At 54.9% G+C, this 23,933-nt stretch carries 16 protein-coding genes; 1 reads left to right on the top strand and 15 read right to left on the bottom strand.

Annotated features, from left to right (window positions below; all coding sequences use genetic code 11):
- Positions 1-59: 59 nt before the first annotated feature.
- The 12 genes from MHI43_RS04890 to MHI43_RS04835 form a co-directional block, all read right to left on the bottom strand.
- Positions 60-1,946: a DUF2264 domain-containing protein gene (locus tag MHI43_RS04890; RefSeq protein ID WP_036661912.1), complete on the bottom strand. Its 1,887-nt coding sequence runs from the start codon at positions 1,944-1,946 to the stop codon at positions 60-62.
- 102 nt (positions 1,947-2,048) lie between these two features.
- On the bottom strand, positions 2,049-3,185 hold the full coding sequence (locus MHI43_RS04885; protein WP_036661914.1) for a glycoside hydrolase family 88 protein: 1,137 nt from the start codon (positions 3,183-3,185) through the stop codon (positions 2,049-2,051).
- An 18-nt stretch (positions 3,186-3,203) separates the two neighbouring features.
- A complete protein-coding gene (locus MHI43_RS04880) occupies positions 3,204-5,168 on the bottom strand; it encodes a heparinase II/III family protein (RefSeq protein WP_036661916.1) in 1,965 nt (654 codons plus the stop codon).
- A gap of 58 nt (positions 5,169-5,226) precedes the next feature.
- Complete coding sequence (locus tag MHI43_RS04875; RefSeq protein WP_036661917.1) at positions 5,227-6,849, bottom strand: helix-turn-helix domain-containing protein; 1,623 nt, start codon at positions 6,847-6,849, stop codon at positions 5,227-5,229.
- The gene (locus MHI43_RS04870; RefSeq protein WP_036661919.1) at positions 6,842-8,653 is read right to left on the bottom strand and encodes a histidine kinase; all 1,812 of its coding nucleotides are present in this window, start codon (positions 8,651-8,653) and stop codon (positions 6,842-6,844) included. The genes MHI43_RS04875 and MHI43_RS04870 overlap by 8 nt, the downstream gene beginning before the upstream one ends.
- A 98-nt stretch (positions 8,654-8,751) precedes the next feature.
- Positions 8,752-10,122 (bottom strand): sugar ABC transporter substrate-binding protein, encoded by a 1,371-nt coding sequence (locus tag MHI43_RS04865; protein ID WP_036661921.1) that lies wholly within the window; start codon positions 10,120-10,122, stop codon positions 8,752-8,754.
- Between the two features lie 150 nt (positions 10,123-10,272).
- On the bottom strand, positions 10,273-11,112 hold the full coding sequence (locus MHI43_RS04860) for a carbohydrate ABC transporter permease (protein ID WP_012819107.1): 840 nt from the start codon (positions 11,110-11,112) through the stop codon (positions 10,273-10,275).
- 15 nt (positions 11,113-11,127) lie between these two features.
- Positions 11,128-12,075 (bottom strand): sugar ABC transporter permease, encoded by a 948-nt coding sequence (locus MHI43_RS04855; protein WP_036661923.1) that lies wholly within the window; start codon positions 12,073-12,075, stop codon positions 11,128-11,130.
- 140 nt (positions 12,076-12,215) lie between these two features.
- Complete coding sequence (locus tag MHI43_RS04850) at positions 12,216-12,830, bottom strand: alpha/beta hydrolase (protein ID WP_036661925.1); 615 nt, start codon at positions 12,828-12,830, stop codon at positions 12,216-12,218.
- 516 nt (positions 12,831-13,346) lie between these two features.
- Complete coding sequence (locus MHI43_RS04845; protein WP_009592358.1) at positions 13,347-14,054, bottom strand: PIG-L family deacetylase; 708 nt, start codon at positions 14,052-14,054, stop codon at positions 13,347-13,349.
- Between the two features lie 39 nt (positions 14,055-14,093).
- Positions 14,094-15,050, bottom strand: a complete 957-nt coding sequence (locus MHI43_RS04840; protein WP_036661929.1) for a GNAT family N-acetyltransferase — start codon at positions 15,048-15,050, stop codon at positions 14,094-14,096.
- Positions 15,051-15,370: 320 nt separating this feature from the next.
- Entirely contained in the window at positions 15,371-16,516 is a 1,146-nt protein-coding gene (locus tag MHI43_RS04835; protein WP_036661931.1) for a serine hydrolase domain-containing protein, read from the bottom strand.
- 438 nt (positions 16,517-16,954) lie between these two features.
- Here MHI43_RS04835 and MHI43_RS04830 point away from each other — a divergent pair, with 438 nt between their 5' ends.
- Positions 16,955-19,096: an alpha-amylase family glycosyl hydrolase gene (locus MHI43_RS04830; RefSeq protein ID WP_036661932.1), complete on the top strand. Its 2,142-nt coding sequence runs from the start codon at positions 16,955-16,957 to the stop codon at positions 19,094-19,096.
- 504 nt (positions 19,097-19,600) lie between these two features.
- On the opposite strand, the gene MHI43_RS04825 is transcribed toward MHI43_RS04830, so the two are convergent.
- The 3 genes from MHI43_RS04825 to MHI43_RS04815 form a co-directional block, all read right to left on the bottom strand.
- On the bottom strand, positions 19,601-21,637 hold the full coding sequence (locus MHI43_RS04825) for a methyl-accepting chemotaxis protein (RefSeq protein WP_036661934.1): 2,037 nt from the start codon (positions 21,635-21,637) through the stop codon (positions 19,601-19,603).
- Between the two features lie 133 nt (positions 21,638-21,770).
- On the bottom strand, positions 21,771-22,613 hold the full coding sequence (locus tag MHI43_RS04820; RefSeq protein WP_009592355.1) for a sugar ABC transporter permease: 843 nt from the start codon (positions 22,611-22,613) through the stop codon (positions 21,771-21,773).
- On the bottom strand, positions 22,613-23,926 hold the full coding sequence (locus tag MHI43_RS04815) for a sugar ABC transporter permease (protein WP_009592315.1): 1,314 nt from the start codon (positions 23,924-23,926) through the stop codon (positions 22,613-22,615). Before MHI43_RS04815 ends, MHI43_RS04820 begins: the two co-directional genes overlap by 1 nt.
- Positions 23,927-23,933: the final 7 nt, after the last annotated feature.

Genomic DNA, 23,933 nt, shown 5'->3' with positions numbered 1-23,933 from the left:
ATCATTCCCCCGGCTTTCGTGGTTTAAATTAATATTGAAGGCGTATGACGGCAAGCCCGTTAGTCCATCGGAATCACGATGATATTCCCCGTCTGCGTCGTAATTTTAATCTCACGCTGTCCTATCTCTACGCCCAGCCTTTCTTTCACGTCTTCCATGGAAGGCTCCTCAATGGAGGGAGTGCCGGAAGCGCTGGGGGTGCCATGCACGGCCGCGATGAGCCAATGGGTTCCGGGTTCGAGCGCCGCCCTCAACGTAGGAATGACGGTGCGGGGACGCAGGAGATTGGTATTGGCATGGGGATAGATGAGCTCTGCCGTATCGTAACCAAGCATGCCATAGATGGCACTCGTGCCGAAGGTGCCGGAAGCCGATGCTGCCCCGTCTCCCGTTCGGGAGCTGTTCAGTAATCCCAAGCCTAAAGCAAACCCGCCCTCGGCAGCATCGAGCATTCGTTCCGTACTGATCCGATGGATGCGAATATGCCATGGCAGCCCTGCCGCTATCCAGGTCCTTACCTCGACGTCTCTCCACGGCTTCCATTTTGCGTACAGCACATGCTCCTGAATCCGCGTCTCCTCGCATAAGCGCTTGACCCGGAACAGCCGATCGCCTTCGCTAAGGGCAAGCATGGAATCGAAAGCTCCCTGGGCCAGTCCCCATTCCGCCCTCGGCACGCTGAACGCAAAGGCGGTAGAGTAGACGAACTTCTCGTACTTGGCGGAAGTATGCGTATGCTCGTTGGTAGACGGGTGGCCCGTATTGAACGCAGCCACGTGGCCGGTCTGCGGCTCGCGGCAAAGCACCAGATGTGCAGGCTCCTGTACCGAAATACGTCCTGTCTCCGCCAGCTCCTGCTCCTCTGCCGCCCAGAACGGATCCCCGTCCGGCAAAGCCAGGATCAGGAACGTCTTCAGCGACCAGTACACGGAGCCAGCCGCGTTATAGTTCTCCGACATGATTCGGTTCGGGTAAGCGTAGCCCACCGTCAACACGCCGTCCCGGTCGAATATAGGCTGCTGAAACCACCATCTGAGATTTCTAAGGACCAGTCCTTTCAGCTGGCCCGGACTAAACCCGTCCAGCCCGGCATAAGCCGCAGCCGACCAGAAGGCCGACTGCGCAAAGCGGTACGTCAAGCTGCGTCCGTAAGGAACGGCCGCCCCGTCGGGAGCAAACCATTGGATGAAATCGCGTGCAAACAATGCCGCCCGCTCCCTGTAGCGCCCGGCGCGTTCCGGATCTTCGTCTCCCATCAGCTGCGCATAGATCAAGCCATAGAAATGAAAAGCATACGGCACGTAATAATCACAGTGCCCCCCGATCCCGTCGCTATACCAGCCTGCATCCAGATAAAATTCCTCAATGCGCTGGAGATTGTTCTCCAGCTGTCCGGCATCGTAGGGTAAGCCTGCTTTGCGGAAACCAACGTTGACAAATACATGGAAGAACAGCCAATTGCAATCATAGCAAGGATGATGGTTGATTTGATCGAGCCACTGATAGAGGTTGGCCTTCTCCTTCTCGCTCAGCGGCTGCCAGATGCGGTCCGGAATCAGGGCAAAGGCCAATCCGAACACCGCCATCTCCACCAGCCGTTGATCATAGTCATTAACCTGCCCCCAGTACTCCGCATGCTCCGGATCCGTCCCTGCGCGTATCCCTTGCAGGCACAGCTCCCACAGCTCGTCATGGGAGCCGCCGGCAGCGGCGGGAACGAGCCCCCACAAGACGCGAGAGAAACCCTCCATCTCCGCAATATCGGCATAGGCATCGGCGCCCGAACGCTCTAGGATCAAGCGTGCGCTGCCCTCGCTGTAGCATTTGCTTAAAGGCTCCAGCAGCTGCGAGAGCGCCTCCTGCACGTCCCGTCTTGTTCGCAGCGGATTCCGCGCGACCGGATGGATCAAGCCGTCCTCGGAATTCCAAGTAACCTGAATGCTCATCTTAAATGCTCACTCCATTTCCGGAATGCTTCTTCTAATTCCCTTATCCTCTTCCTTGCCTTACTTCTACTATTTCCTTCCAGAGCGCCGCTTCAATCTCCGTTATTCCCAGTAAAACGGCCCCTTCCCTCTCAGCCGCGCCAGTCCTTCCACAAAGAAAAAGTCGCCGTAAATCAGGGGCACGTCGATATTCTTGCCCTCCGGATAGTGGCTGGTTCCATGGAGTATCAGCCCTTCCTCCCCATCGTTGTCCCATGTGCCGTAATTCCAGTAGAGCGATTTCAGAATCCGGACCGCTGATGTCCGGTATACGGCCGCCTGTCCCGGCTCCACCTTGTCAGCCATCAGCAGCAGCCCGCTGGCGGCGCAGGCACCGGCGGACGAATCCCGGTAGATGCGGGCATCGTCCGGCGCGCGGAAATCCCAGAACGGCACATGGTCTTCCGGCAGGTTCGCCAGAAAGAAATGCGCCACCGTTTTGGCCGTATCGAGGTAGATCGACTTGCCCGTATGATGGTAGGCAAGCGTCAAGCCGTAAATCGCCCACGCCGTTCCCCTGGACCAGGCGGATTCCGGCGCAAAGCCCTGCCCGCCGATCCCTTCCAGGCGCTCACCGGTAACCGGATCGTATCGTACGATGTGATAGACGGAACCGTCCGGCCGGACGAAGTCCCGGACCACCGTGTCCATATGCGCTTCGGCCATATGCCGGTAGCGGGGATCGCCGCTGATCTGCGACGCCAGGAATAACAGGGGCGTATTCATGGCGCAATCGATGATCGCGAGGCCCGAGTTATCCTCCCCTTCCGACCACGGATTCCAGGCTCGGATATACTGTCCCTTCAGGTTGAAGCGTGCAGCCAGGTAGTTGGCTGCCTTGAGCGCGCGTACCTTGGACTGTTCGCTGCCGGTCAGCTTGTAGGAAGCCATGCTGGTCAGCGTCCACATGAAGCCGAGATCATGGTCCAGACGCACATATTGGTTCAGTACGTCATCCAAAATGAGCTCGCACTGCTCGGCGGTTGTTCTAAGCTCCGCCACCCCGCTATCGTTGTACAGAAGCCACAGCATGCCCGGCCAGAAGCCGGCCGTCCACCAATGCGGCGGCTCCAGCTGGTAGACGCCATTCTGGCTGGCATGCGGAAACCTCGCGCCGATCCGCGCTACGTTCCGCCGCGTCTTCGCAAGCGATTTTTCCCATGCCTCCGTCAACCAATCCAAAGCGACCTCCGTTTTCATTCCTCTCCACTCCTCTGTTCATATGAATTGAAATCTGAAATCGATATTCGCATGCAAGCCAAGGGCCTTCACTTTAAAATCCACGGCATACCAAGCTGCTTCCTTGCCGAAGTGATCACGGAAAACATGGCGTGTCAGCTCAGGCTCCACAAGGTCGTTATCATAGTGGATCAGCAGGCCGGGCCTGTCATCCACGGAAAAGGCAGGATCCGGCTTTGTGTCCTGTACCTTAGGCTGCTCCCCGGTCCCTTCTTCAGCTGCAATCGGCTCCTTCTTCTTTTCTAAGGCCTGAACGACTTCTGGTCCTCCTGCCTCTGCTTGCTCATAAGTACCCGGTGCCCGCAACCTAACAGCCTGCCGGCCATCGATCAGTACCAGCTCGGGCCGTATCCTGGTGACGATCCGCTCCACCAGACTCTCCGGGGGCGAACCGAACGTAAACCGGTCGCTCAGCGTCAGTTCCGGCCGGTTCCCCTGCTTGTTCCACTCCAGCGTCCTCGTGAATGACTGAAGCGCAGGAACCCGGTAGGCCGAGGTCAGCTCAAGCGCAAGCCGATCCACGGCTTCACCCGTCACCGCTTCCCATACAACCGCGGCGCTATCCGGGCCCTCTTGCTGAACATGGCCGTCGATGATCGGCACGGAGTGGCCTTGGGAGCCGTTGCAATCATAGCCATACCGTCCTTCGCCGAAATACTCTGCCGTGTATTCGCCGCAGCCGAGATCCGAGCACCAAACTTCCCCGGCGCCGTACAGGATAAAATGCCCAAGATCATTATGATTGTGCGGCTCGCCGTTGCTGCCGCCCTTGGCGGCAAACGCGTACACCTCGCCTCCATGGGAAATGCGGGAGATCAGCCACTGGGCATCGGGCAAATAATAACTTGCCTCTTCCCAATCGCTTCCCGCCAGCAAGGGGTTCCGCCAGATCAGGTTGCGCAAAGCCGGAGCCCAGCGGCTGCAATGGTCGTCGCGGTAACCCGACCGGAGAGACTGCGGCGGAGACTCGAAGTCCTCGTACAATCCGGCCAGATAATGAGACAAGCCGATATGTACCGTGCTTTCCGGCTGCGAATCGGAGAAGTTGACGACGGCCTTGCCTCCCAAAAAGCCCTGCTGCTGAAACAAGGCGATGCGGCCGACCTTCTCCGATCGGAACCAGTCCATCTCGCCTCGGGTGCGCTTGCGCAGCAAATCGGCATAATACACGAAATACCCGAACCCGTAATTCCAATATCCCAGCCCTTCCAGACAGGCTCCATCGGAGCCAAAGCCCTGCAGGTAATAGTCCATGCACCGCTCCGTCTTCAGCAGAACCTTCGCAAGAGATTCCCCGCTTTCCATAAGCAGCAGCGCCGCGGAGCCGATGGAACCTGCACAGACGGCAGACCAATTATGTGTCGCCGTCTCCCAGCCGTGCTCACGGCTTAGGAAAGGGAGGAACAACCGCGCTTCAACTTCCTCCTCGATTCTTGAGATCAGCAGCGAAGGCAGATAGTCCCGCAGCAGCACGCGAATTTCGCTGAGGGTAAACCCGGTCTCGGCGCTGAACAGATCAATCGTCCCCTTGATGCCGCCGGGCGATTCCGCGTTCAGATGCGCCGGCAAACACCAGGTATACTCATCGCAGATGGACCAGATCATCTCCTGGAGAGCAATCCGGTACGCTTCCTTATCCGGCTCGAGAAGTGTCAGCAGGGCAAAGGTATTCAGCCGGCGCCTACGCTCGAAATACACCTTCTCATAATCCAGCCTCGTTCCCTGCCGGGCAAACCGGGTGAATAAGTCATACGTCAGCGCCGGGTTCGGGACAGACAGCAGCCGCTCCCCTTCCTCCCGAATCTCGGATATGTCCTGCTCGTAATCCCCGCTTCGCTGAATGCCTTCCCAGAATGACCTCTGGTCCCCGCCTAGGTAATACATCCGCAGATCGGCGGGAGCCATCCCGTTCGCAATCGTTGTCAGCTCCTGCATCCTGTTCATCGGACTAAAACCTCCTCCCCATTTCGACGCCCGTTCAGACGCCCGTTTCAACTCCCGTTCAACCGTTCCGGAACTCTACGGGGGTTACTCCCGCATACGCCTTGAATGTCTTACTGAAATAACTCACATTGTCGTAGGCCAGACTTTCGCAGATTTCCCCGACCGTGCGGTCTGTCTGCCGCAGCAGCTCCTTGGCGCGCTCCATCTTCATCCGGGTAACGTATTCGATGAAGGTGACGCCGGTTTCTTTCTTGAACATGCGGCTGAAATAGCTCGGATTCAGGTGCAGGCAGCCGGCAACGTCATCCAGCGTGATCCTCTGGTCGAGCCGAAGAGACACGTATTTGCAGGCCTCCGCTACTTCCGATCTTCTGCTGCCCCCGAATCCTCGATCCATAGCCTGCAGGGTTGATTCCAAATAATCGTGAAGCCAGGATTTCAGCTCGTTCAGGGAATCCATGTCCATGATCTCTTTGTGCAGCGCATCCGCCGTATAGGCGGGTGACAGCGAATGCAGGAGATGAAGCCTCAGCTTCAGATCCAGCAGCAGCTTCAATACCCAGTCCTTGACCGATTCCGGTGCGTACCGCTTGCCTTGAATCCATGAGATCCACCGATCAACCGTATCGCGCGCCGCGCCGGAGCCCTCTTTGCCGAGCAGCGATTCCCGCAGCTCCGAGCTGGCCCGGTCATAATAAACGAAGAGATCGGGATCCCCATGCAGACTTTTCTGTTCAAGCGCTCCGTTCAGTTTGGATATCTCAAGCGGCTCCAGATAGAATCGTTGATGCCGGCTGGCCAGCAGTTCATTGAGCCCTGCCTTTAAACCTTCTGGATCGGCACAGCCCCGGCCGATCAGGAACGACATGCGGATTCGCAGCACGCGCTCGAGCGTTCGCTGCACCTCCTTCAGGCAGGCGGCGGCCTCATCGTAAATGTTGCTGCCCAAGCCGGGCCGATACGCGAACAGGAGCAGCGAAGACTTTGCATCGTATAGGACATGCACCGCATCCGGATTCAGTTGATCCAGCACCTCCCGCAGCACGTTGCCCAGGGCAAAATGCAGCGTCTGGTTGGAAGCGAAGCGGTGTTTGATCTCCCGGACATCCTCCAGATGCCCGACCACGGGAAGGCAGTGAAAACCCGGCTTCAGCACCCCGTACTCCGACAGCTCATGCCGCCATTTTTCGGGGGACAGCAGGGGCTGGTGTATGAAATTTTTGAGGCTCTGCTCCTTCCGCAGCTCCTTGGATTCGTCCACCAGATGGATCATCCGCGACCGCTCCCAGCCCTTCTGGGCTTCCTCGTCCATCGCCTGCTTGAACCGCCTCAGCAGCTGTGCCAGCTCCTCGGGATCGAGCGTATCCTTCAGCAGATAATCCTGCACGTTCAGGCGCATGGCCTGCTGGGCATATTGGAACTCGTTGTGGCAGGACAGAATGGCGATCCGCACATCGGCCTTCACTTCTTTGATGCGTGCGGACAGCTCAAGCCCGTTCATTTTGGGCATGCCGATATCCGTAATCAGAATGTCCGGGGGCGAAGATCTCGCCTCCTCCCAAGCACTCATTCCGTTCTCATAGCTTCCCATCAGATTCAAGCCCAGCTCATTCCACGAGATGGCCTCCGACAACAGCTCAATGACCGGGTAATCATCGTCCACCAGCATCACGTTATACATCCGCATTCCCTCTTTCCGGTATATACATCTCGATCACCGTTCCTTGGCCAGGCTCGCTGTAGACGTGGCATTGAAAAGCCTCGCCGAACACCATGCTCATCCGTTCCATCACATTTTGCAGACCGATATGGGAGAAGCTGCCTCCGCTTGCCTCCTCCTGCATCGAAGATCCGGCGGTTCCGCCCTGGATTCTCCGGGCAATCGATTCCCTCATCGCAGCATCCATGCCGATGCCGTCGTCCTTCACCGCCAGCACGAGATGCCTGCCCTTCATGGCGGCTGCAATCCGAATCGTCCCTGCCTGCTGGTTGAGCCCATGGATTAATGCATTCTCCACGATCGGCTGCAGAAAAAAGCGCGGCACCTTGAAGAGGAAAGCCTCCGGCGCGATATCCAGCTCCAGCCTGACCTCCTCCTTCTGCCGAAGGTTCATCAGGGCGACGTAATGCGAGATCAGGTCGATTTCTTCATGTAGCGCAATCTCGTCCTCTTCGCGGCTGATTGTCATGCGGAGCAGCACGGACAGGGAGCCGATCATCTTCGCGCTTTCGGGATCGCCTCGTTTCATGACCTTCATCCGGATCGAATTCAGGACATTGAACAGAAAATGGGGATGGATCTGGGCTTGGAGCATTCGGAGCTCCGCTTTTCGTTTTCTCGCCTGGTTCTCGGATATTTCCGAGATCATGGCTTTAAACCGGTCCAGCATGTCGTCAAATAAATGCCCCAGCCGTCCAACCTCATCATTGCCATGAACATGCGACCTCACTTCCAGATTTCCGCGCTGCACGGCGGTTGCGACTTTACCGAGCTTGACTAACGGCTTGGTAAACGCACGGACAAGTCCAATGAGCAGCAGCAGAAAGATCAAGAAGGAGCACATCTGGAACCAAAACACGCGGTTGAAAATCGAGTTGATATTGACGATCGCATCCTTGTACGGCTGCATCAGCACCAGGCGCCACCCGGCAAACGGGATGTCCTGGTGTACCATCAGCTGCTTCTCCCCCTTCATCGGCACGATCGAATACGGCTTTTCTTGATCCAAGTCATCGTGATATGCAAAGGTCGTTCCGATCTGGCTCTGATGAGTGCCGGAAACGATGGTTCCCTTGGCATCCAGCAGCACCATATCGTTGCCTTCCGAAAGGGAGTTGAAAATCCCGCTGATCTGATCCTCCATGAACGTCACGATCACGTAGCCGTAAATTTCGGAATCCGGCAGCCGGAGCGTTCGAACCACCGATAATTGCGTCGGATGATCGATCTGGTCGGAGCGGAACATCGTGGCCTCCGGCTCCGTCCATAGGGACTCCAAGCCTTGCAGCTCCGAAATCTGGCCAAACCAAGGCCGCTGCCTGTAATCGAGCGGATTGTAATCGCTTACGGAATAATTCATGTAATAGGAGCCGTTCTCCAGAATGACGGTGACATAGCTTTTCTCGCCGACGACCGTCAAGCTGTCCAGATGCTCCAGCACCCGGTTGGATTCAATGAACCTGCGATAAGGATCCGGGTCTTCGTTGCCGGATACCACCTGCTTGAAATAGGAATTCAAACCGGAATTCATCTGGATATAGTTGGCGATATTGATTTTGCTTAAGAGCAGATTCGTCACCGATCCGCGGACCAGCTGAAGGGCATCGCTTGCGTTGGATACCGCCTGCTGCCTCAAGGCTTCCTTCGTTAACGAATTATACAGAATCAAGCTGACGATGGCAGGAACCACGATGCAGGTGACGGCAGCCAATATCAGCTTATGCCTGATGGAGCTCGGGATCAGGCTCTTCAATCGTGCGGGCATAGAATCCACCTCGGGTATGGCGTGACGGGAATAATGTACGCGAATTCAAAAAAAGGGACGAAGAGTTTCGTCCCGATTTTTTTGTCTATTATACCAGATCATTTTTTGTTGGATTCTATAATTTTGTTCACTCGCTCCTGCGAATTCGCGATGGTCTGGTCAATATCCTGATTGCCCAGTATCAGTTTCTCGTATTCCTCGTTCACCGCCTCGTACACTTCCGCCTGATAAGGCGCCGGAGGGACGATGGCCGAGGCCTTCGAGGCAACCAATGTGTCCACGAGCGATTTTTTGTCTACCTTATCCGGACTCTTCGTGCCCGACAGGATGGTGTCGATGATCTCCTCCACCTGCTCGGTCTTCACCTGCTGCCAGGCCGGAATGTTCTTGCCCTGCACGATCTGCCCTTCCGTTGTATACCAGCGGACAAACTTATAGGCCTCTTCCTTATGCTTCGACTTGGCCGCCACCGCCACGTAATCCGTGGTTACCGGCGTAAGTCCCGTCGGATCGCCTGCCTCGTTTTTCGGGAATGGGGCTACGGCGACATTGAAGTCCAGCGGCACTTTATCCGTTCCGCCAATCTCCGTGTTCATCCAGCTGCCGATCGTGATCATGCTCGCGGATTGATTGAAGAATTGGGTCCGGTAATTCAGCTTTTGGGAGATCATGTCCGTATAAGGCACCGAGGATTGGTCCTCCTTCTCCATCCGCACGCGCAGCTCCAGCGTCTGCCTGAAGGTCGGGTTATCCAGATTGGAAGAGCCGTCAGCCTTCAAATAGTCGGTATCCTGAGGCTGATTGGCCATCATCAGCTTCAGAAATTCCAGCCATCCGCCCCCTTGCGGACCGTGGAAGTACGTCCCGTAGCGCTTCGACGCTCCTTCGCCCTGGGTCAATTTTTTGGCATAGTCCGCATATTCGTCCCAGGTCCAGTCCGTCGGAACCGGCAGCCCCGCTTCCTCCAGGTGATCCTTGTTCAGCAGCACATACCAAGGGTTGAACTTGCCTGGCAGCGCGTAGACCTTGCCGTCGAGGCGGGTATCCACTTTATAATCGGTTTCCACGCTGTAGCCGTCCTTCGCGATAAAGTCGTCCAGCGGCTCGGCCATGCCGAGCGCCACCCGCTGCGCATAGCCCGCCGGATCGCTGAACATCAGAATGTCCATCTGGGCCGAGGATGCCGCCTCCAGGTCAAGCTTCTTGAACGCCTCCTGCGTATCCCCCTTCTCGCTGAGCTGGACCAGCTCAATGGTCACGCCCGGCGTTGCCTCTTCATAGGCTTGGATCGTTTTCTTCCAATTGTAGGCTTCCTCCGTGCCATACGTGTACAGCCTTAGATTGGTCTTGCCTCCGCCTTGCGCGGAATCACCTTGCGCCCCATCCTCTTTCGCTCCCCCGCAGCCGGACAGCAAGCCGATCACCATTGCGGCCGTGAGAACGCCTGACCACCATTTCTTGTTCATCATTGTCTATAACCCTCCCCATTGATATCGGTATGTAAGGTCGTGACGATTCTAGCTGTGACTATCCACATTATATAGAGCGCTTACATCTTAACCATAAAACAATCTTTACTGATGTTGGAACTATTTTTACCCCGTTCATTCCCGAGAGTCTTAGCCCTTGACCCCACCCAGCGCAATACCTTCGATGACGCTCTTCTGGCCGATGATAAAAACGATCAGCAGCGGGAATATCGCCGACACGGCAGCCGCCATGATCAGGGAGTAGAATTCTCCGCTCAAGGACGTGAATTTCTGCATCGCCAGCGGAATCGTGAACAGCCGGTCCGTCCGCAGGAAGATGAGCGGATTCTGATAATCGTTCCACGTCCAGATGAACCGCAGGATCGCATACGTGGCAACAGCGGGTTTTACCAGCGGCAGGGCAATGGACCAGAAGATTCGCGGATGGTTCGCGCCGTCGATTTTGGCGGATTCGATGAATTCCTGATGCACCCCCATGAAGAATTGCCTGAGCATGAACGTTCCGAGCACGCTGAAGCTTCCCAGCATAATGAGCCCGAAATGGTTATCGAACAGCCCGATGTTGCGGTATAGAATAAACTGCGGGATCAGGATGGCCTGGCCCGGAATCATGTAGGTCACCAGCACGATGATGAACAGCCAATTGCCGGCGGCAAACCGGATTTTGGAGAAGCCGTAGGCTGCCAGGGCAGATACCATGGCCGAGATGATCGTGGTCAGTATGCTGACCTTGATCGAGTTCCAATAATAGAGATAGAAGGGATAATCCCCGAACCATACCTCCTTGTAATTCTGAATCGCGTTCCACTCCCGCGGAATCCATTGAATCGGATATACGAATACGTCACGCTCCACCTTAAAGGATGTCACCAGCATCCAGATAAAAGGAAGGAGAAACAGAATGCTCACCGCGAACATCGCGATCGTGACGATAAGCTTGCGCCAGTCGACGCCGACTCTTGTCCCCATATAGCACCCTCCCTCTTAGTAGTTGACCCACTTCTTCTGAGCGGCCCACTGCCCCAGCGTGATCAGCATGACAAAGCCGAACAGAACCGCGGCAATGGACGATGCGTAACCGACCTTCAGGTTGACGAATGCCGTATCGTACAAATACCACACCATCATGGTCGTCGAGCCGATCGGTCCCCCTTGCGTCATGACGGCAATGATATCAAAGACCTTGAACGTGGAGATAATCCCCGTTACCAGCAGGAAAAATGACGTCGGCGACAGCAGGGGCAGCGTAATGCGCCTGAACTTGGTCCAGCCGTTGGCTCCATCGATGTCCGCCGCCTCGTACAGATCCTTCGGAATGGATTGCAGGCCGGCGATATAAATAATCAGATTGAAGCCGATGGAGATCCAGATCGATATCAGCATGATGGAAATCAGCGCGAAATTGGGATCCGCGATCCACTTGGGCGGATCGGACATCCCGAGCGTCCGGAGTATTTCGTTGATCGGACCGTAGGACGGCTGGAACAGTACCTGCCATACGACGGCTACTGCCACGATGTTGGATATGTAGGGCATGAAGTAAGCCACTTTAAAATAGCCCTTCATATAGACAAACCGGTCGATCAAAATGGCCAGCGTCATCGAGATCATCATGTAGACCGGAACCGTCAGGAGAAACAAGATGTTGTTGCGTACCGACTTGATAAACATGTCATCCTCCAGCAGCTGGCGGAAATTCTGAAACCCGACCCACTGGATGCCGTCCCAGCCCTGCACGAAATTCCAATCGGCAAAACCCAGCACGAGCGTAGCCAATATCGGAAACAGCACCAAAATGATAACGCCGATCAGCATCGGGCTTACGAATGCGATCCCCCATAGGTTCTCTCCCCGCTGCAAGGATCCCCTGGACTTGTCCTCCCGAGTCGGCTGGGCGCCAGGCTTCTTCATCGTCTCCATTGTCTGTGCCATGTCGGACCCCCTCGATTCTTATTCGATGGGTTAAGTATAAAAAAAATACCGCCAACGTATTGACGGTATTTTGATCATATTCGCTTTCATTTTTACTTGATTAGACAGGGAACGCATCATGGATCTTGGCATGCCCGGTATTACAGGAACTTCTCCTTAAACCAGGCAGCGGCCATCCCGACCTCTGCACGGCTGAGCTGATGTCCCCCGTTCTCCCAATGCAGCTTCACGTCCGCGCCTGCCCCGCTCAATAGTTCGTTCAGATCCTCGCTCTCCTGCGGCGTGCACATCGGATCGCGCCGGCCGGCCGCGATAAAGACCGGAACGCCGGTCAAATCCGGCAAGGTTTTATCCCGCAGCGGAACCATCGGATGGTGGAGGATGGCCCCTTGCAGCGCGTCCCCTTCGTGGAACAGCAGGCTGGCGGCAATATTGGCGCCGTTTGAATACCCGACGGCCACGATGCGGCTGCGGTCAAAATCATACTCGGCGGCTGCCCAGTTCAGAAATTCATTCAGATCGTGCGTGCGTTTCACGAGATCCTCTACATCAAACACTCCTTCGGCCAGACGGCGGAAAAATCTCGGCATGCCGTTCTCCAGCACGTTCCCGCGGACGCCGAGCACATTCGACGTTGGCGAGATCATCTCGGCCAGCGGCAGCAAATCCTCCTCGTTCCCCCCGGTGCCGTGCAGCAATAGTAAGGTTGGTGCCTCCGGAGAGGTGCCCTGGCGGTAAATATGCATATGTTCCATATACTTATAGTCTCCCTTCGATTGGTGATATGGTTCAATTTCGAATCCGTTTGACACCATTAATGTTCGTTAGAATGCCCTGGAATAGCTCAATAGGACCAAAGACTGCCCTGAAAATCACATCATAAACTAGGCGGGAACCCCATCATAGGCTGCCCTAAAACCTGCCTAAATATCTTTAATTTAAGATTCTTTAAATACATCATACCATGGATTTTGAAAAATGCAACAGCTGCCCTTCCGTCTCGCCTTCCCGCCAGAGCTGCATTCGGAAACGCTATGTCCCCATTCTTCGCAATTCTTGACGAACGAAACGAAAAGAGAGGAAGCCTCCACTATGGAAGACTTCCTCTCCTGTTTGTATTCTCTATATATGATTCCGTACGTGTTCCCCCGTAACATCACTCATTATATCAAAAGATAGGTATAATGTCAGTGGATGTTTTGGTATTTCTCACAATTTTTTTGTGAGAATGTTAGCGATTATTCCAGTTGATTGGATGAAAAACCATATATTTAGAAAAATTGTAACCGTTTGGTCAACGCGCCTCTCGGAACAGCGAAGGCCTGCGCGCGCTTGAAGTTCATTGGCGCTCCCCGTACGATCGTGAGCGCCTTGTAGTATTCAATGAACGGGAAGCCGTAGGTTTCCCCGCGCGCATAAGCGTACACGTTCATGGCTCTCACCCACGTTTCATAGGCTTCGTCCGGAATGTCGATGAAGACCTCGGGATGAAAATCGTACGGATCCTCCCAATTGTCCGCATAGTATAAATGCTGGGCATAGTGGGACGGAAGCTCGCGCTCAATCGTCTTCAAGCCCGCGTAGAAGCGGGCGTCCTCCACGATATAATGCGTATTGGAATGATCCTTATGAATGCTCTCCTTCCAATGCGTAATGATGATATCCGGCTTCACTTCCCGTATGACGTCGGCGACCTGATACTTCACTTCCTCGTCCAGCGGAAGCTCGGCATCCTTGTAAGCAAGGAACCGCACATCCGCGCCGACGATATCGGCAAATTGGTGAGCTTCGTCAATCTTTTGCTTTGCGTATTCCTCCGGCGTCAGACGGGGATGTCCCTTCTCTCCCGGCGTTAGATGAAGAAACGTCGCTTTGTGGCCAGCCTGCGTGTATTTGGCGATCACGGCCCCTGCCGTAAGATCCATGTCGCCCGCATGCCCGCCAATCGCCAAAATGTGATGCTGCTTTGCTTCCGTCAATATAATCTCTCCTTTGTATATCCATGTAGTCGAAGCTATCTATTGAAGCGGCTTGCTCATAATATCGAACCGGCGCGTCACGTCGAAGCCAGCTTTGCGGTACAGATGGCCTGCGGGACTCTGCTCGCCCGTCCAGAGGAACCAGGCACCGTGAAGTCCTTGAGCACGCATAAGGGCAAGGCAGTCATACAAGAGAATTTTTCCGAGACCCTTCCCTTGCATCGACGGATCCACGCCAAACGGACCGAATCGTTCAGCTACGCCCTCATATCCGCCATGCAGGCAGAAGCCCACCAGCTTCCCTTGATCGCGCGCGATCAGAATCTGATCCGTTGTTAATCGCTGCAGCAATCCTTCGCGAATCGCCCGGCCCCAATCCGGGTTAAACACGTCCGTCGCGAACTCGATCAGCTCCACTAGATCGCCGTCCTGAGCCGGCTTGAAAGTAAAGCCTTCATGCTCCCGCTGCCGCTTCAGCTCCGCAACCTCCGGCGGCATATGGAAACCAACCAGGGAGCGGTCCATCGCAACCGCCGTGTAATTGCGGGTAAACCCGCTGGCCGCAAGCCATGCCAAGCCCTCCGGATAGCGCTCCCCATCAATGCCCGGAACGATATAATTCGGGGCATACGAGGAGAAAAAGACTTTGCTGCGCCCATGATGACGAAGATAATCTTCGCCTTCCTGCAGCAACCGCGACGCAACCCCCGATCTTCGAACCGATGGATCGGTATAGAAGAAGGTGATCCAGCCGTGATCCGGGTCCAGCTCGGTGCCGATCATCGGCAATCTCCGGCGCACCGCATACAGGACGCCCACTATGCGGCCCTCCTGCTCCGCGATCCGCAGTCCCTGCGGATCAAAGTTCGGGTCGAGCAGCACCAGATTTCGAAAACGAAGCCGGGTGACGGGATCTCCCGGCAGACAGGCGTTCCACAGAGCCGTTATCCCTTCCTCGTCTCCAGGCCGGTAAGACCTGTAGGTTAAACTCGCCATTGCGTTATCCCTCCTTATAGTCGTAAATCTTGGATCGGCAGCGATTGCCGCTTAACGGCATGCGACCGGTTGATCTCCATTCACCAATCCTCCAGGCTGGACGGAATATCTATGCAGCAGTTACCATAAATGTACCGACATCAGGTGGTGTTGCTTAATGTCCATCCGGCGTTAGCTCGGCTTCGGATTGCTGCCGCTGCGGAATCGAACGACACATATTTTGTACATCGTGCGCACTGCTCTCTATGCAAACGGTACGTCAGTCGGGGCATGCTTGGATGGCTGGACATGGCTGGACAACCATATGCCGTATTCCAGTCTTACCATGACACGGCTCCCTTCAAAGCGTTGTGGACCTGTTCGCGCAGCTGAGCCACGCTGCTGCTTCGCCCCCCATATACGCGGTTGGTCAGCAGAACGACCGCAAGATCAGACTCGGGATCGATCCACAGGCTGGTTCCGGTAAAGCCGGTATGCCCGTAACAGTATGGGCTCATCCAATCTCCCGAGGCGTCCATCTTATCCCCTTTCAGCACCCATCCCAAACCACGGCTCGAGCCCTGAATATGACTCGTATGGGGACGGGTGGCCGTAGCCGCCGCAGCCCGAGATAGGAGCCTCGGTTCGCCGGCTTTCGCCTTCGCAGCTTCCACCGCCGGAACCGCGCCCTGTGCAAGCCACATTCGGGCATACTGCAGCAGGTCCCCTGCCGTGGCAAACAATCCCGCATGGCCGCACACGCCGCCCAAAGCCCGCGCCTTCTCGTCATGGACGATCCCGCACAGATGATCCTGGATGGATTCATCATGCTCCGTTGCGGCATAACGGTGCGCCTGACCCGGCGAAGGAGTCAGCGTTGCGTGATGCATGCCCAGCGGATCCGCCACCCATCGCTTAAACGCTTGGTCCAAGGGCAGTTCGAGCGACCGTTCTATGATGCGACCAAGCGTCAGATATCCCAAGTCGCTGTAAATCACTTCGGTATTCGGCTTGGCTGCAAGCGGCGCTGAAAAAACGGCATCCCACATCTGCTCCCTGTCCCAGCCATGGGAATGCAGGTTCATATCCGCCTGGAGCCCGGAAGTATGCGTCAGCAGCTGGCCTACCGTTATCTCTTCTTTGCCTGCCGTTCCGAATGAAGGCAGCATATCGCTCGCTTTTGTGCTCAAGGTCAGAACTCCATCATCGATCAATTGCAGAATCAACGGGAGCGTGACCGCCACCTTGGTCAAGGATGCACAGTCGTACAACGTATCCTCGCAAACAGGCACAGGCTGGCCCTGCACCGGATTAGGATTGGCATAACCTGCTGTGTAGAACCATGTCCTGCCTTCATGCAGAACGCCCAGTACGGCACCCGGCATCGTACCCGCGGCTATTTCGCGTTCAATGGCAGCACACGCCGCCTTCACTCCCTTGATTCCCAAGCCCAGCTGCTCTGCACCGGCCTTCACATGAGTCTCCACTGAACTTCCCTCCTTTGCTTCCAAGCCTTGAGTTGGATCAACTGAACAACAAACACGCCAGTTTCGCCTGAACTGATCTTCAAATTGTAAACGCTTGCTAAACCTATTATATGGCCTGTAAAATTTTGTTTCAATAATAAATAAGGACTATAAAATTTAATTTCATATCATAAAATATTAATTTCCTTTTATTTGGATATTACATATTGACACCTGAATACGCTTTCATTTACAATATTGTTGAAATCAAACACTCGCATAATTTAAGGGCTATGCATTCCGTCACCGCACACCCGGTATGGAACAACCCCGGTTTCTCTTCAGGAGATGCCGGGGTTTTTTGTTGCCCTATCTTTGGTACAGGAGGTGATTCCCCGCAGCTTCGGTTTGCTCATTGAACCACCCCCCATTCAATAACTGTTACATAGGAGGAATACGATGAAAAAATTCTACAAACTGACAACCGCCCTTGCCCTTAGCTTGTCCCTGGCGCTGAGCTTGCTCGGCCCAGCCCATGCAGCTCCGGATACCTCGGTATCCAACAAGCAAAATTTCAGCACGGATGTCATTTATCAAATCTTTACGGACCGTTTCTCCGACGGCAATTCTGCCAACAACCCGACCGGCCCGGCCTTTGACGGCACCTGCACCAACCTGCGGCTGTACTGCGGCGGCGACTGGCAAGGGATCATCAACAAAATCAACGACGGCTACCTGACCGGCATGGGCGTTACCGCCATCTGGATCTCCCAGCCGGTCGAGAACATCTACAGCGTCATCAACTATTCCGGCGTGAACAACACCGCATACCACGGCTATTGGGCCAGAGACTTCAAAAAAACGAACCCGGCGTATGGCACAATCGCCGACTTCCAGAATCTCATCGCTGCCGCCCATGCCAAGAACATCAAAGTCATCATCGACTTCGCGCCGAACCACACGTCTCCCGCTTCCTCGGACCAGCCGTCGTTCGCGGAGAACGGCAAGCTGTACAACAACGGCACCCTCCTCGGCGGATACACGGGCGATACGCAGAATTTGTTCCATCATAACGGGGGAACCGATTTCTCGACGACAGAGAACGGGATTTACAAAAACCTGTACGATCTTGCCGATCTGAACCACAACAACAGCACGGTGGATACCTACCTGAAGGATGCCATTAAAATGTGGCTTGATCTGGGCATTGACGGCATTCGGATGGATGCGGTAAAACATATGCCGTTCGGCTGGCAGAAGAGCTTCATGGCCACCGTCAACAATTACAAGCCGGTCTTCACCTTCGGCGAATGGTTCCTCGGGGTGAACGAAGTGAGTGCCGAGAACCATAAGTTCGCCAACGAATCCGGCATGAGCCTGCTGGATTTCCGATTCGCGCAGAAGGTTCGCCAGGTATTCAGGGACAACACCGACAATATGTACGGACTGAAATCCATGCTGGAGGGCTCTGCGGCCGATTACCTCCAGGTGGAGGATCAGGTCACGTTCATCGATAACCATGACATGGAACGTTTCCACAATAACAGCGCCAACCGCCGGAAGCTGGAGCAAGCGCTCGCCTTCACGCTCACTTCCCGCGGCGTGCCAGCCATCTATTATGGAACCGAGCAATACATGTCCGGCGGGAACGATCCCGACAACCGGGCCCGAATTCCTTCTTTCTCTACCACGACTACGGCTTATCAGGTAATTAAAAAGCTGGCGCCATTGCGCAAATCCAATCCGGCCATTGCCTATGGAACGACGCAGGAGCGCTGGATCAACAACGACGTGCTGATCTACGAGCGCAAGTTCGGCAACAACGTGGCCGTCATCGCCGTCAACCGCAACGTGAACACGCCGGCGTCTATTACGGGATTGGTAACCTCACTGCCGGCCGGCAGCTACACCGACGTGCTGGGCGGCCTCCTGAACGGTAACAGCCTGACCGTCGGCTCCGGCGGATCCGCTTCCAACTTCACGCTGGCAGCGGGCGGTACGGCCGTATGGCAGTACACCACGGCCGTGACTACGCCAACCATCGGGCACGTAGGACCGATGATGGCTAAACCGGGCGCAACCGTCACCATTGACGGCCGCGGTTTCAGAGCAACCAAAGGCACGGTATACTTTGGCACGACGGCAGTTACCGGCGCTAACATTACGGCTTGGGAAGACACGCAGATCAAAGTGAAAATCCCTGCCGTTGCCGGAGGCATATATAACATCAAAATCACCAACAGCGCCGGTGTTTCAAGCAATGTGCATGACAACTTCGAAGTGCTGACAGGGGATCAAGTCAGCGTGCGCTTTGTGGTGAACAACGCCACCACCGCGCTCGGCCAGAACGTGTACCTGGCAGGCAGCGTAAGCGAGCTCGGCAACTGGGACCCGGCCAAAGCCATCGGTCCGTTGTACAACCAGGTCATCTACCAATACCCAACCTGGTACTATGACGTCAGCGTTCCCGCCGGCAAAACCATCGAATTCAAATTCCTGAAAAAACAGGGCTCGACGGTAACATGGGAAGGCGGCTCGAACCATACCTTTACCGCACCAACGAGCGGCACGGCCACCATTAACGTAAACTGGCAGCCATAAGTACAAGAACATCTAGCTCTTATAGAAGAGCGGCACCTAAACAAAACCAGCTCCGGATATGATCCCGGAGCTGGTTTTTATTCATGCAGTTCATAATTCCAGCAGGCAGTAGCTAGTTACGCAGGAAGCACCTCAACATTTCCTCTGCACTGCATGAGCGATTCCCAAAGGGTGAGCGTGCTCAGCAGGTAGTAACTCACCAAGCGCACGAGGAAACTCAACGGACCCGCGCTAATTTCCAGCCATCCGAGCACCACGCACACCAGCAAAAAAGCCGATGAAGATGTTCCCCTTCATCGGCTTTTTTCCATCCCCCAACTATAGCGTAAATGGTTGTTCGCAAAGCACGACTTAGCGGAGAGGACGAATCGATTCCGGAAAAACGATAGTGGTCGCCTTTGCCCCCGATTTTCTACCGAAAAATCAACGTTCAAAGAAAATTGGGGGCAACAGCGATTGGAGGAACGATACGTACTCGCAGCGTCTCACTATAGAGAAAACCATTTACGTCCTAAACATCACCAAAGACTTACGCAAGCCCTCCGACAGCTCCTCCAATCGCGACGACAGGCCGACCAGCTTCTCGCTCACCTTGAACTGCTCGGACGACATCGAAGCGACCTCCTCCGTGGCGGCGCTGGTTTCCTGGACAATCGAGCTCGCCTCCGATATGGAGTCGGTCAGCGCCAGCTGGGAATCGATCAGAACCTCCACCGCATGCGTAGACTCGCTGATCTCGGTTAAGAGCGCATCCATCTCGTGACGCACGTTATCAAAGACGCCCTGAGCTTCCTGCACCGAATGCAGCTGCTCGTCAAAGAGCGGCGATGCCGACGTCAAAGCATCCACGGAGCCCTGCACCTCGCGCCGAATGTCCAGAATCATCGCGCCTACGGTCTGGATCGACTCCTTGGAACGATCCGCGAGGCTCCGCACTTCATTGGCAACCACCATGAAGCCGCTGCCTGCCGCTCCGGCGCGGGCCGCTTCAATCGTCGCGTTAATGGACAGCACGTTGGTCTGATGCGTGATCTCCGACATCAGCTCCAATATTTTGTGAATCGATGCGGTATTATCCTTCAGCTTCTCCGCATTCTGGACGATCGCCCGGTTCACCTGGTTAATCCGCGTCGATTTCTCCACCAGGCTGTCCATATGCTGCGCGCCTTCTCCCGTTACCCGGAGCACGCGATCCGCCGCGGCCGCGATCACCTGATTCGTATCGGACACCTTGCTCATCCGGACGCCGATGTTCTCGGCCAGCTGGTTCTCGCGTTCGGCCTCCATGGCCAGGCTTCCGCTTCCCTGGGCAATCTGTTCCATGGCGGCCGCGATTTCGCCGGCCGTAAGCGACGTTCCTCTTGAGGCTTCGGCCAATTCCTCGGCCGTAACCAGCACTTCCTTCGCCGACGCATTCGTCTGATCGACCAAAGCGGAGATTTGCCCCATCATCCGGTTGAAGCTCTGACCCAGACGGCCAATCTCATCGGCACGGCGGAATTCCGTCCGCACCCTTAAGTTCCCCTGCTCTCCCTCTTCCATCAGGCTGCACATCTGGTTCAGCGGTCGGCCGACGGTACGCATCATATAGTAGCCGATCAGAACAGCAACCAGAACCGCTGCCACAATGACCGCAAGCGTCACGGCAAGCAATTTGTCAGTGGCCTGCACGAAATCGCTAACGGGAGCAAAGCCGACCATATGCCATGGCGCGGTCTTCAAAGGCGTATATACCACCATCTGCTCGTCGGCGGTATAATAGATCCCCCCTTCCTCGGCGTCTGAAGGAACCGTAATGGCGGACGGCTGCATCAGCTGGGCCGGGTCCATGTCGTGCACGATCCGGTTATCTTCGGCCACGATCCGCATCTGTCCGTTATTCCCTATTTTTAGATTCGCCAGCACCTCGCCGACCGCTTCGTCCTTGACATCCATCAGCAGGACGTACTGCGCATTCGGATTTTTCAGGTTTTTCAGCAATCTCCCCATCGTCATGGTGGCGGTATTCTCATTCTCCATAAAACCCTTTATCTCTGTCGGGAACCATACCGGTTCGCCATCGGCCTGAATAATCCGGTCGATCTTCGCCTTCACCCCGTCCGAAGAAGACATTCCGGAATAGCCCGTGGAATTATAGGAGCTTTGAGCCTGAAGATTGGGCGCGACCAGACGCATGCCCTGCAGACGTTTATCCGAAGATGCCATCCCGTTCAGCTTCTCACGGATCCGGTTCTCGGCCTGGGTTTTATCCCGAATGCCGATATCCGCCGTGCTGACCGTCACCAGATCTTCGCGAAGCACCGTGTCCAGCGCCCACTGGCGAGAGGCGGCTTCATACTGGGCTAACAGAAAATCCAGCTTGTCCGCCGCCTGCATCATCTGCCCCGAGGTCGCTTCGGATACCTGATCCATTACCGTGTCCTTGGAGATCGAATACGACAATAACCCCAGCGCCGAAGATAACAGCACGATCGTTGTAAAAAAGATAACAAACAGCTTCATGCCGACCGCCTTGAATTGAAAACGCTTTGTCATGTTCATGTTATGTACCCCCTGATTGCATGCATACATGCAAAAAGACACAGCAAGGCAATTACCGGCTGTGTCTCTTCGCTGTTCTCTATCTATGTGTCTTATGATGAAATCGGTGCGTTGGGCTATCCGTTTTTTGGGCTTACCCTTTGCTTGCGCCGGCCGTCATGCCGTCGACCAGCAAACGCTGCAGGAACACAAACAGCAGGGTGATCGGCAGTGCGATCAGCACCGATGCCGCCGCGAATAACGTAAAGTTACTGTCCTGGGTGGAGTTGACGAGGTCCCACAGACCGACGGCAAGCGTCCAGTTTTCCTTGGTCCGGAGCACGAGTCGGGCAAAGATAAAGTCTACCCATGGGCCGACGAACAGCGTCAGGCCCATATACGTGATCATCGGCTTCGACAACGGCAGAATGATTTTGCGGAAGATCTGGAAGTTGGTGGCTCCGTCAATCTTCGCCGCTTCATCCAAGCTTCGCGGTATCGTATCCAGGAAGCCCTTCATGATGAGGGTTCCGCCAAGCGGCGCCCCGGCCGCATACACGATGATCATCGCGGCATGCGTATTCAGCAGGTCGAGGGAGTTCAACAGGATATACAGGGCGATCATACTCATGAAGCCCGGAAACATCCCCAGCACGAGAATGACCGATAGCGCATTCTGACGGCCTTTGAACCGGAAGCGGGATACCGCATAACTAGTAAGCAGGACAAGAATGGTCCCGATAATCATGGAGAACACCGCAATTTTCAACGTGTTCATGTACCATGTGCCAAACAGGAAGCTTTGGGACGTAAACAGCTCTTTATAATGACTGAGCGTGAAGGATTCTGGAATCAAGGATTTGCTGTACAACGACTTTCCGGGACGGAAAGAGGCCAGAACAATCCAGAGCGCCGGGTAAATACAGCCGATCGCGATGATGACAAGCGTGATGTAGCTTGCCGTCAGGCGGATCGCGTTTCTCATTTTAATTCCCATTATTGGATCATATCCTCCTCTTTGAATGATCTGGTACGACGATAATTGTAAATCGAGAAGGTCGCAATAATCATGAAGATGATAATACCGATGGCCGATGCCATGCTGTAACGCTGCTGATCCAGCGTCAGTTTATAGAGCCAGGTGACGAGCAGGTCCGTCGCTCCCGCGTATTGATAGTCGCCCACCACCGGGTTACCGTTCGTCAGGAGGAAAATCAAGTTAAAGTTGTTGATGTTACCGGCAAATTGCGTAATCAGTACCGGTGCCGTCGAGAACAAAATCATCGGCAGGGTAATGATCTTGAACTTCTGGAAGCCGGTCGCTCCATCCACGTCCGCCGCTTCATAGAGATCCTTCGGAATCGTGGTCAGAACGCTCATCACGAGAAGCATGGATACAGGGATACCGACCCACATATTAACGACAATAACGGTCACTTTAGCCCAGACCGGATCGGTCAGCCAAGGCAGTCCTTCCAAACCGAAGTACCTTAAATACTGGTTGATCGGGCCGAACTGTCCGTTAAACATATTACGCATGACAAGCAGCGAGATCAGCTGCGGGATCGCATATGGAATGATCAGGATGACGCGCCATACGCCTTTGAAGCGAATTCCTTTTTGTTGGATAAGCAGCGCCACGAGCACGCCGCCGAAATACGTGGTAACCGTTGCGAGCACCGCCCAGATGATCGTCCAGGTCAGAACCCCGAAAAAGGTGTGGCTCCACGATTTTAGTGCAACGAGATTGGTAAAGGTTTTGAAGCCAACCCAATCCACCAGGCTTGCAGGCGGCAGATTGTTTGGAGCGGAATAGTTCGTAAACGCCAGCAGGACCATGAAGATGATCGGCATGACCGTAAAAAACAAAATACCGATCGCCGGCAGTGTCAGGAAAGATTGCGCAAATTTCCATTCGAAAATATAGTAAAGGGTCTGTCTGAAATTGTTGGGCGTTACACCCTTTTCCCTTAGTTTTCCAGCGTTATATGCGTTTTTGATGTTGGCATAGTAGCCAATAAGAAAGAGCGCAAACATAATTAAGGTGATAAGTCCTTCAATCAGGAGATTGATGGAATGGTCACCCGCTACCATTTGGGTCAAGCCGTTGACTTTTTCTAAATGGCTCCCCTGTTCTCCCAATGTTACCATTCCCCAGATGGCATCACCCAGGTTGTTAATGAAGTAATACAGACTGAATACGCCTACGATAAGTAAAATAACGCCTTTGATCCATTGCCGATTGTAAAGCTGACCCAGACCCATGCAGATGGCTGATAATACGGCCGCTGTGATACGATGTTGACGCATGCTCCCT

Source organism: Paenibacillus sp. FSL H8-0457 (assembly GCF_038051935.1).
Taxonomy (GTDB): Bacteria; Bacillota; Bacilli; order Paenibacillales; family Paenibacillaceae; genus Paenibacillus_AQ; species Paenibacillus_AQ lautus_A.
Note: the sequence above shows the minus strand (reverse complement) of the source record. Positions and strands in the feature narration are given on the sequence as shown.

Excerpts from the sequence above, each read along its gene's own strand:
- MHI43_RS04890 (WP_036661912.1), bottom strand. The coding sequence starts at position 1,946 with ATGAGCATTCAGGTTACTTGGAATTCCGAGGACGGCTTGATCCATCCG.
- MHI43_RS04885 (WP_036661914.1), bottom strand. The coding sequence starts at position 3,185 with ATGAAAACGGAGGTCGCTTTGGATTGGTTGACGGAGGCATGGGAAAAA.
- MHI43_RS04880 (WP_036661916.1), bottom strand. The coding sequence starts at position 5,168 with ATGAACAGGATGCAGGAGCTGACAACGATTGCGAACGGGATGGCTCCC.
- MHI43_RS04875 (WP_036661917.1), bottom strand. The coding sequence starts at position 6,849 with ATGTATAACGTGATGCTGGTGGACGATGATTACCCGGTCATTGAGCTG.
- MHI43_RS04870 (WP_036661919.1), bottom strand. The coding sequence starts at position 8,653 with ATGCCCGCACGATTGAAGAGCCTGATCCCGAGCTCCATCAGGCATAAG.
- MHI43_RS04865 (WP_036661921.1), bottom strand. The coding sequence starts at position 10,122 with ATGATGAACAAGAAATGGTGGTCAGGCGTTCTCACGGCCGCAATGGTG.
- MHI43_RS04860 (WP_012819107.1), bottom strand. The coding sequence starts at position 11,112 with ATGGGGACAAGAGTCGGCGTCGACTGGCGCAAGCTTATCGTCACGATC.
- MHI43_RS04855 (WP_036661923.1), bottom strand. The coding sequence starts at position 12,075 with ATGGCACAGACAATGGAGACGATGAAGAAGCCTGGCGCCCAGCCGACT.
- MHI43_RS04850 (WP_036661925.1), bottom strand. The coding sequence starts at position 12,830 with ATGGAACATATGCATATTTACCGCCAGGGCACCTCTCCGGAGGCACCA.
- MHI43_RS04840 (WP_036661929.1), bottom strand. The coding sequence starts at position 15,050 with ATGGCGAGTTTAACCTACAGGTCTTACCGGCCTGGAGACGAGGAAGGG.
- MHI43_RS04830 (WP_036661932.1), top strand. The coding sequence starts at position 16,955 with ATGAAAAAATTCTACAAACTGACAACCGCCCTTGCCCTTAGCTTGTCC.
- MHI43_RS04825 (WP_036661934.1), bottom strand. The coding sequence starts at position 21,637 with ATGAACATGACAAAGCGTTTTCAATTCAAGGCGGTCGGCATGAAGCTG.
- MHI43_RS04820 (WP_009592355.1), bottom strand. The coding sequence starts at position 22,613 with ATGGGAATTAAAATGAGAAACGCGATCCGCCTGACGGCAAGCTACATC.
- MHI43_RS04815 (WP_009592315.1), bottom strand. The coding sequence starts at position 23,926 with ATGCGTCAACATCGTATCACAGCGGCCGTATTATCAGCCATCTGCATG.